At 70.7% G+C, this 7929-nt stretch carries 7 protein-coding genes; 3 read left to right on the top strand and 4 right to left on the bottom strand.

The genetic code is table 11. The features are described from left to right. Both ABT367_RS19595 and ABT367_RS19590 read right to left on the bottom strand, forming a co-directional pair. Nucleotides 1–653 (bottom strand): hypothetical protein (locus ABT367_RS19595; protein WP_352254344.1); only part of this gene is annotated, 653 nt, incomplete at its 3' end. After that, nucleotides 640–1161: a SigE family RNA polymerase sigma factor gene (locus ABT367_RS19590; RefSeq protein ID WP_352254343.1), complete on the bottom strand. Its 522-nt coding sequence runs from the start codon at nt 1159–1161 to the stop codon at nt 640–642. The genes ABT367_RS19595 and ABT367_RS19590, both read right to left, overlap by 14 nt. Nucleotides 1162–1511: 350 nt before the next feature. On the opposite strand from ABT367_RS19590, the gene ABT367_RS19585 reads away from it, so the two are divergent. After that, on the top strand, nt 1512–1973 hold the full coding sequence (locus ABT367_RS19585; RefSeq protein WP_352254342.1) for a hypothetical protein: 462 nt from the start codon (nt 1512–1514) through the stop codon (nt 1971–1973). Here ABT367_RS19585 and ABT367_RS19580 read toward each other — a convergent pair. Continuing rightward, nucleotides 1970–2587: a TetR/AcrR family transcriptional regulator gene (locus ABT367_RS19580; protein ID WP_352254341.1), complete on the bottom strand. Its 618-nt coding sequence runs from the start codon at nt 2585–2587 to the stop codon at nt 1970–1972. The two genes, ABT367_RS19585 and ABT367_RS19580, sit on opposite strands and share 4 nt — an antisense overlap. A 160-nt stretch (nt 2588–2747) precedes the next feature. Between ABT367_RS19580 and ABT367_RS19575 the strand changes: the two genes are divergently transcribed. After that, the gene (locus tag ABT367_RS19575) at nt 2748–3602 is read left to right on the top strand and encodes an NAD(P)H-binding protein (protein ID WP_352254340.1); all 855 of its coding nucleotides are present in this window, start codon (nt 2748–2750) and stop codon (nt 3600–3602) included. A 151-nt stretch (nt 3603–3753) separates the two neighbouring features. Here ABT367_RS19575 and aspS read toward each other — a convergent pair whose 3' ends face one another. Then, complete coding sequence (gene aspS / locus ABT367_RS19570; protein ID WP_352254350.1) at nt 3754–5529, bottom strand: aspartate--tRNA ligase; 1776 nt, start codon at nt 5527–5529, stop codon at nt 3754–3756. 203 nt (nt 5530–5732) lie between these two features. Here aspS and ABT367_RS19565 point away from each other — a divergent pair, with 203 nt between their 5' ends. Next, entirely contained in the window at nt 5733–7904 is a 2172-nt protein-coding gene (locus ABT367_RS19565; RefSeq protein WP_352254339.1) for an ATP-binding SpoIIE family protein phosphatase, read from the top strand. Nucleotides 7905–7929 lie beyond the last annotated feature (25 nt).

Raw genomic sequence — 7929 nt, 5'->3', positions numbered from 1 at the left:
GCCGCTGCCGGCCCACCGCTCGCACAGAGCGTCGCGCCGACCACGGCGGACTGCCCCGGCACCTTGACCAGACCGATGAACTGGCGCGAGGCACCGACCTCACGGCACAGCCCGTCGACCGCCATGGGGTCGAGACGCGGCGGTGACTGGGCCTTGCCCGCCAGCGTCGGCGTGCGGTCCAGGACGAGGACCAGCAACGCACCGCCCGAGGACGGAAGCCGGTCCAGTGGCGGGCACAACCCGGACCCGTCCCGGGTACACCCCTGCCCGTCACCGCCGAGCGGCTGCGGTGCCGCGTACGCCACCGCCCGCACCTTGGCCATGCGGTCCTCGGGGACCGTCAGGCCGTGCCAGCCCGGGGGCAACTCCAGGGTGAGACCGGCGAGTTCGGAGTGCCGCAGCAGGTCACGGGACGCCGAGCCCGCAGGCGGTACGAACTCAGGGCCGGGCTCCGTCCCGGATCCGGGCAGCAGCGTGCCGGCCAGCACCGCCGCGGCCGCGACACAGGCACCCGCCACCGCGCCCGTCCGCCGGCGTCGCCGCCGCCGCACCACCCGCTCGCGCACCCGGCGCATCCGGGAGTCGGGGGCGGGCAGCCGGGGAACGGTCCGTTCCAGCAGGTCCCGCAGCTCACGCTCGTCATCCACGGTCATCACCCGCCCCCACCTGCTCGGGCAGCACGGCCCGCAGCGTGCGCAGCGCCTTGGAGGCCTGGCTCTTGACGGTGCCCGTCGCACAGCCGAGTGTCGCGGCCGTCTCCTCGACGCTGAGGTCCTCGAAGTAACGCAGCACGACCACCGCCCGCTGCCGCACCGGCAGTGCCCGTACCGCCGCGGCAAGGGACTGCTCCAGTTCCACACCCTCGTACGCGTCCAAGGCGGCTGCCCGGTCCGGGAGTTCGCCGTGCGGCACCTCGCCGCGCCAGCGCCGCCGCCACCAGGACGCATGCGTATGGACGAGGGCTTTGCGGACATACGCCTCGGGGTGATCGTCCGCGATCCTGCGCCACTTGGGCCAGACGCGGGCCAGCACCGTCTGCAGCAGATCCTCCGCGAGATGCGCGTCGCCGGTCAGGAGCCAGGCCATCCGGAGCAGACGGGGACCACGGGCGTCGACGAACGCCTCGAAGTCGCTCTCCTCCTCGCCCCGCCCCCCGCGCATCGCCGTCCCGCCGTTCTCTTCGGTCTCTCACACTGGTGCAACCCGTTGGGCCCCCGATCAGGTTGCCTCGCCGGGCCGACTGACGGGAAGGCGGGGTGACGCCGGTTTGGGTGCGGGTTGTCCGGTGGGGTGTGTACGGGTTGTCCGGTGAGGGTGCTCGCGGGCTGTCCGGTGGGGTGTGTACAGGTTGTCCGGTGAGGGTGCTCGCGGGCTGTCCGGTGGCGTTGTGCGCGGGTTGTCCGGTGACTCGGATCCGGCCGAACACGCTGCTAAAGTGCGGCGTTTCCATGCTCGGCATGTACATCACACAACGTCACAACACATATGCAGTACGCGTCATAGGGGGGACCTTGAGCGCGCAGTTGTATCCGGCTGCCAAGGATCTGGCGAAAGTTCTCTGGCAGCACCACACGATCTACCGCGAACGCGACGGGGGGATGGTCATTCGCGGAGAGCACGTCCAGCGGTGGATCAGCCTCGGTGTCGCGGGCACCCGGGGGGATGTCCGGATCCGGGCGGGCCTCATCCTCGACGGCGGCACCACGGCGCCGGCCCGCACCGAGACGGTCGTCCCACTGGCCGCCGGCACCGCCGAACTGGCCGCGGCCTGCCGCCGCCTCCTCGCCGACCTCACCTCGGCGGCGGAGCCCCCGACGCCCTCCCGCCCGGAACGCGAACCACGCCGGCCCAAGGCGCCGAAGGCCCGGCGCGGGCGGGGCCGCCGGGTCACCGCATGGGTGCTGGGCGTGGTCGCGATCAGCGCGGTCACCCTGTACGCCCTGGCCGCGTACTCGGCTTCGCTCGGCGGTTAGAGCGTTCCTTCCGGACCATCCGTCCGCGCCCCGGCCGCACGGATTCCATCCAGGAGGTACACGGTGCGGCGGTCGTAGTCGGCCCGGGGAGGCAGCTTGCCGTGCTTGAGGGCGAGGGCGTTGTCGACGACGAGCGCGTGGAGGTCGCCCGCCGTGAACTCCGGCCGCAACGCACCGCCGGCGCGTGCCGCCGCGACGAGCTCTTCGTTGGCATCGCTGCCGACCCGGCAGATCTCCATGAGCTGCTGCGAGTGCGGATATGTCTGCAACAGAACGTCGTTGAAGGCAGGTTGGCGGTACTGGAGGTCGCGGAGCGCGGTGAGGTAGTACGTGATCCGCTCGCCGACGTCATCGATGGTCCGCGCGTGGTCGATGACGGCGAACAGCTCACGCGCCACGACCTCCTCGATGACGGCTTCGATGAGGCCGATCCGCCCGCCGAACCGGTTGAAGATCGTGGCCTTGCTCACCCCTGCCGCCTTGGCGACCTCCTCCAGCGGCACCGTCAGACCCTGCCCCTGGAAGGCGCCGATCGCGGCCGAGCGGATCTGTTCGGAATTGCGCCGGGCGTCGGCGCGCAGCCGCGATCCCGTAGGCGACGCCGCACCTGCCATGCCCCTCACCGTCTCTTCCCGATCCCAGTCGACATAACTTGACTCCATGAGTCAGCTTACCTACGGTCGCAGACGGAAGAGAAACTGACCCACTGGGTCAAGTTGTGCTGCGCGCCCACCGCCAGGACAGAGGCCGTGGGCATTCGGAAGGGTCGAGATCATGATCGTTGTCACCGGCGCCACGGGTGGCCTTGGCGGTGCCACCGTCGAGCACCTCCTCGCGCGCATACCCGCCGACCGGATCGGCGTCAGCGTCCGCGACACGGCCAAGGCACGGCACTTCGCCGACCGCGGCGTGCGCGTACGGCAGGGCTCCTACGAGGACCCGGCCGCGCTGCGTGACTCCTTCGCCGGTGCCGAGCAGGTCCTTGTGGTGTCCGGCAACGACCCGTCCGCCGACATGGTCGGCCTGCACCGCAATGCCATCGAAGCCGCGGTCGCGGCCGGCGCCCGGCGGATCGTCTACACCAGCCAGCAGGGCGCCGTCCCCGGCAACCCGTACCGGCCGTCGGATATCCACATCGCCACCGAGGCGCTCCTCGACGACTCCGAAGTCGCCTGGACCGCACTGCGCAACGGCGCCTACGGGCCGCTCGATCAGGTGCTCGGCCCGTGGCAGCGCACCGGCGTGATCGCCCGGCCGGGAGACGGCCCCGTCCCGTACACCGACCGTGCCGACATCGCCGAGGCCACCGCGATCATCCTCGCCGGTGACCGCTCCTTCGACGGTCCCGTCACCCTCACCGCGCCGAGCGCCGTCACCCTCGACGACCTCGCCGAGATCGCCTCCGACCTCACCGGCCGCCCTGTCGAGCGCGTCGTCCTCGACGACGAACAGTGGGTCGCAGAGCAGCTCACGACCGGTGTGCCGGAGCAGATCGCCCGGCTCATGCTCACCTGGTACCAGGCCGCCCGCGCCGGCTGCTTCGCCGAAGCCGACCCCCTGCTGGCCGAACTCCTCGGCCGCAGCCCCCGCAGCGCCACCGACCGGCTCGCGGCCCACCTCGCCGCCTGAACCGGAGCTTCTCGGATCGCGTCGCTCGGACACGGGCGCCGCGGGCGCCACCACCCGCACCCAACAGCCGGACCGCACCCGCACCGAGACCGCACGCCGAGGGGCCCGGAACCGCAGCGGTTCCGGGCCCCTCGTCACGTACGGGCAAGCCCTACTCGGCGTCCTTCTTGGCCACCGGCTTGCGCAGCGAGATGTTCAGCTCCCGCAGCCGGGACTCGTCCAGCTCCGTGGGCGCGCCCATCATCAGGTCCTGCGCGTTCTGGTTGAGCGGGAACGCGATGGTCTCGCGGATGTTGGGCTCGTCCGCGAGCAGCATGACCATACGGTCCACGCCCGGGGCGATCCCGCCGTGCGGCGGGGCGCCGAAGCGGAAAGCGCGCAGCATGCCCGCGAACTCGTGCTCGACGGTCTCCGCGTCGTAGCCCGCGATCTCGAAGGCCTTGAGCATGATGTCGGGCTCGTGGTTACGGATGGCGCCGGAGGACAGCTCGATGCCGTTGCAGACGATGTCGTACTGCCAGGCAAGGATGTCCAGCGGGTCCTTCTCCTCCAGGTCGGCCATGCCGCCCTGGGGCATCGAGAAGGGGTTGTGCGAGAAGTCGATCTTGCCGGTCTCCTCGTCCTTCTCGTACATCGGGAAGTCCACGATCCAGCAGAACCGGAACACGCCCTCCTCGAAGTGGCCCGCACGCTTGGCGGCCTCGACGCGGACCGCGCCCATGATCTTGGAGACCTCGTCGAACTCGCCCGCACCGAAGAACACGGCGTGCCCGGCCACCAGGCCGAGACGCTCGGTGAGGACCTTGTTGTTCTCCTCGGTGAGGAACTTGGCGATCGGGCCCTGGAACGAACCGTCCTCGCCGACGCGGATCCACGCGAGACCCTTGGCGCCCTGCTCGACCGCGTACTCGCCGAGACCGTCGAAGAACTTACGGGACTGCGAGGCGGTGTCCGGGACGGGCAGCGCCCGCACGTGCTTGCCGGCGAACGCCTTGAACTCGGAGCCCTCGAACACGTCGGTGATGTCGACCAGTTCCAGCTTGGCGCGCAGATCCGGCTTGTCGTTGCCGTACTTCAGCATCGACTCGCGGAACGGGATCCGCGGGAAGGGAGAAGTGACCTCGCGACCGCCACCGAACTCGGTGAAGATCTCCGTCATCAGCTTCTCGATCGGCTGGAAGACGTCCTCCTGCTCGACGAAGCTCATCTCGACGTCGAGCTGGTAGAACTCGCCCGGCGAACGGTCCGCGCGGGCGTCCTCGTCGCGGAAGCAGGGCGCGATCTGGAAGTAGCGGTCGAAGCCCGAGATCATCAGCAGCTGCTTGAACTGCTGCGGCGCCTGCGGCAGCGCGTAGAACTTGCCGGGGTTCAGACGCGACGGCACGACGAAGTCGCGGGCACCCTCGGGCGAGGTGGCCGTCAGGATGGGCGTCGCCATCTCGTTGAAGCCGAGCGCGACCATCTTGGAGCGGATCGAGGCGATGACGGCCGACCGCAGCATGATGTTCTTGTGCATGCGCTCGCGGCGCAGGTCCAGGAAGCGGTACTCCAGGCGGCGCTCCTCGCCGACCCCGTCGTCCTGGTTGATCTGGAACGGGAGCTGCTCGGCCGCACCGAGGATCTCCACCTCGGCGACCTCGACCTCGACCTCACCGGTCGGCAGCTCGGGGTTCACGTTGTCGGCGCCACGGGAGACGACCTTGCCGTCGATCCGTACGACCGATTCCTTCGTCTGCTTGTCGAGCGCCTCGTACGCGGGGGTGCCGGGGCGGGCGACGAGCTGGGTGATGCCGTAGTGGTCGCGCAGATCGATGAAGAGGATGCCGCCGAGGTCCCGCCGATTGTGCAGCCATCCGCTGAGCCGGACGTCCTGCCCGACGTCGCTTGAGCGGAGCTGGCCGCAGGAATGGGACCGGTACCGGTGCATGTTCTTCATCCAGTTCTTCGCGGGCACGGTGCGCATCGGCGGTGCCGCGGGGATTCTGTTCGCGTCGTTCATCGCGAGACAAGCGGGAATCAACGCGCTCAAGGTTACCCGTCACCGTCCAGGGCGCCGTCCGGGTTTTCCCGGCCCTCACAGCCCCGGCCCGCGATGTGCACCTTTCGGTCTTACGTACTTAATCTGGGGCAATGCGAACCGACCCCGACGACGAGCGGGCCGCGTGCCTGCCCCCGGTCGGGGACGTGCTCGAGGCCGTCGCCACCGGACTCTGGCAGTGGGACGAAGCCACCGGAGTCGTCACCCTCGACGCCGAGGCCGCACGCCTGCTCGCGCTCGGCACGCCCGAGGCCCCGATCGAGGGCCAGATCGCCGTCACGGAGGCCGCGATCCGCTCCCGTTTCCATCCGGTGGACTGGAACGAGATCAAGGGCGTGGTCAACCTCGCCGTACTCGAAGGCACCCTCGCCGAGGCCCGCCTGCGGATCATGGACGACCGCGGCCAGATCATCCGCACCATACGAAGCCGTACGAAACCCCAGGTCAAGGGCGATCGCTTCAAGCTGATCGGCACGATCCAGGAGGTCACCGAACCGCCCCCGGGCGCCTCCGCCCGCAGCCCCGTCACCGGCGACTGGCGCCGCTCGCGCGAGGCCTTCCTGCTCGACGCGGGCCGGGCGCTCGCCGAGGCCCGCTCCACCGCCGAGGTGCTCCGGGTGGCCGCGGGCCTGTCCATGCCCGGCTTCGAGCCGAACGGTCTGGCCGTCTTCGGCGTCCAGGGCGACCACCTGTCGATCATCGGCCACCACGGCCATACGCAGGACGACGAGCAGCCCTTCCGCGACATCAGGCTGGACGCCCAGTACCCGGCCGCCGACGTGGTCCGCACGGGCCGGGCGATCTATCTGTCGACCCCGGAGGAGTACGCGAGCCGCTACCCCGCCACCTGGCCCTTCGTACGGCGCTTCGACCGCAAGTCCTGGGCGTTCCTGCCGCTGACCGTCGCGGGACGCACGATGGGCGCCTGGATGGCGGGCTTCGCGCACCCCGTCTCCTTCACCCCCGACGAGCGCTCGGTCCTGACCACGGTCGCCCGGATGCTCGCCCAGGCCCTGTCGCGCGCGGGCGCCGCCGAGACGGAGCGGGAGCTCACCGAGGGCCTGCAGCGCTCGATGCTGCCGACGCTCGGCCCCGAGATACCCGGCCTCTCGGTCGCCGCCCGCTATGTGCCGACCGGCGGCGGGCTCCAGGTCGGCGGCGACTGGTACGACATGATCCCGCTGCCCAACGGCCGGATCGCGCTCGTCATCGGCGACGTACAGGGCCATGACGTACGGGCGGCCGGTCTCATGGGCCAGCTGCGGATCGCCCTGCGCGCGTACGCGTCCGAGGGCCACCGCCCCGACGCGGTCCTCTCCCGCGCCTCCCGCTTCCTCTACGGGATCACCGACTCGATCACGTACGGCTCGACCGGCGGCCCCGACGCCGGCGGCACCGCCGACCCGCGCTTCGCCACTTGTCTGTACCTGGAGGCCGATCCGGCGACCGGCCATCTGGAGATCGCCCGCGCGGGCCACCCCGACCCGGTGGTCCGCACCCCCGACGGCACGGTCATGATCCGGCCCACCGCGGGCGGGCTCCCGCTCGGCATCGACCCCGACGCGGACTATCCGACGACGGCGATCTCCCTCGAGCCCGGCGAGCTCCTGATGCTCTGCACCGACGGCCTCATCGAGACCGGCGGCCACGACATGTACACCGGCTTCACCCGGCTGCAGCCCATCCTCGAACAGCACCGCGGCGACGACCTCGAAGAGCTCGCGGACGCCCTGGTCCAAGGAGTGCACGGCCCGTCCTCGCACCACTCCACGGGCCCGCTCGTCGACCGCCGCGAGGACGACATCGCGGTCGTCCTGCTCGGCCGCCCGAGCCTGCACGGAGCCGCGGACGAGCCGGTCCACCCGCCCGTGCGCCGCATCATGCTCTCGGTCGCCCAGCCCGAGCCCCAGCGCATCGCCGAATGCCGCCAGCAGCTGCGCGATCTCCTGCACGACTGGGCCGACCCCGAACAGGTCGACTCGGCGGTGCTCCTGGTCTCCGAGATGGTCACCAACGTCCTCGTGCACACCGACGGCGACGCCCTCCTGGTCGCGGAGGCCCACGGCGAGCTCGGCACCCGCCGGCTGCGCGTCGAGGTCTCCGACTCCAGCGACGACCTCCCGCACAAGCGCCGCCCCGGCGAACTCGCCTCGTCAGGACGCGGGTTGGTCCTGATGGAGCTGCTCGCGGACGCGTGGGGCGTGGACCCGCGGGGCCAGGGCAAGTCGATCTGGTTCGAGCTGTACGAGGCCGTCAAGCTCTGACGCGTACGGCGAAGACCTGACCCGT

It is taken from the genome of Streptomyces mesophilus (genome assembly GCF_040300965.1).
Classification (GTDB): Bacteria; Actinomycetota; Actinomycetes; order Streptomycetales; family Streptomycetaceae; genus Streptomyces; species Streptomyces mesophilus_A.
The sequence above is the reverse complement of the archived record's forward strand: the minus strand, read 5'-3'. Positions and strand labels throughout refer to the sequence as shown.

What these genes read in the sequence shown, in the direction of transcription:
- ABT367_RS19590 (WP_352254343.1), bottom strand. Translation starts at nt 1,161, where the DNA reads ATGCGCGGGGGGCGGGGCGAGGAGGAGAGCGACTTCGAGGCGTTCGTC.
- ABT367_RS19580 (WP_352254341.1), bottom strand. Translation starts at nt 2,587, where the DNA reads ATGGCAGGTGCGGCGTCGCCTACGGGATCGCGGCTGCGCGCCGACGCC.
- ABT367_RS19575 (WP_352254340.1), top strand. Translation starts at nt 2,748, where the DNA reads ATGATCGTTGTCACCGGCGCCACGGGTGGCCTTGGCGGTGCCACCGTC.
- ABT367_RS19565 (WP_352254339.1), top strand. Translation starts at nt 5,733, where the DNA reads ATGCGAACCGACCCCGACGACGAGCGGGCCGCGTGCCTGCCCCCGGTC.
- aspS (WP_352254350.1), bottom strand. Translation starts at nt 5,529, where the DNA reads ATGCACCGGTACCGGTCCCATTCCTGCGGCCAGCTCCGCTCAAGCGAC.